The organism is Burkholderia sp. BCC1640, assembly GCF_902833125.1.
Taxonomy (GTDB): domain Bacteria; phylum Pseudomonadota; class Gammaproteobacteria; order Burkholderiales; family Burkholderiaceae; genus Burkholderia; species Burkholderia diffusa.
In genome coordinates, this window is sequence record NZ_CADFEF010000159.1 from 1 (window position 1) to 469 (window position 469).

The 469-nt window shown below is 64.0% G+C and carries 1 protein-coding gene; it reads right to left on the reverse strand.

The genetic code is table 11. The annotated features are described in order from the left end of the window. Nucleotides 1-462 (reverse strand): acetamidase/formamidase family protein (locus HWX25_RS32990; protein WP_175912786.1); only part of this gene is annotated, 462 nt, incomplete at its 3' end. Between the last annotated feature and the right edge of the window lie 7 nt (nt 463-469).

Sequence of the window (469 nt, forward strand, 5' to 3'; positions counted from 1 at the left end):
CAGGCCCGGGTGGATCAGGCCCGCGAAGTTCACGCCCGGGATATGGCGCGAGCTGGTGTACATGCCGTGGAAATCCCAGATCGACTTCTGCGCCGAGGGGAAATGGTCGGTCAGGAAACCGCCGCCGTTGGTCTTCGAGAAGAAGCCGTTGAAGCCCCACTGGCTGTCCGACTTCGCGCCGATGTCGAGCAGGTCCACCACCAGCAGGTCGCCCGGCTCGGCGCCCTTCACGCCCACCGGGCCCGACAGGAAGTGCACGATCGACAGGTCGATGTCGCGCACGTCGTCGGCGCTGTCGTCGTTCTTGATGAAGCCGCCGGTCCAGTCGTAGGTCTCCAGGATGAAGTCGTCGCCGGGATTGACCCAGCAGGCCATCGGGATGTCGGGGTGCCAGCGGTTGTGGACTTGGGGGTTCTCGTAGGCAGACTGGTTCAGGTCGACCTTGATCAGGGTATCGGTCATCTCGTGT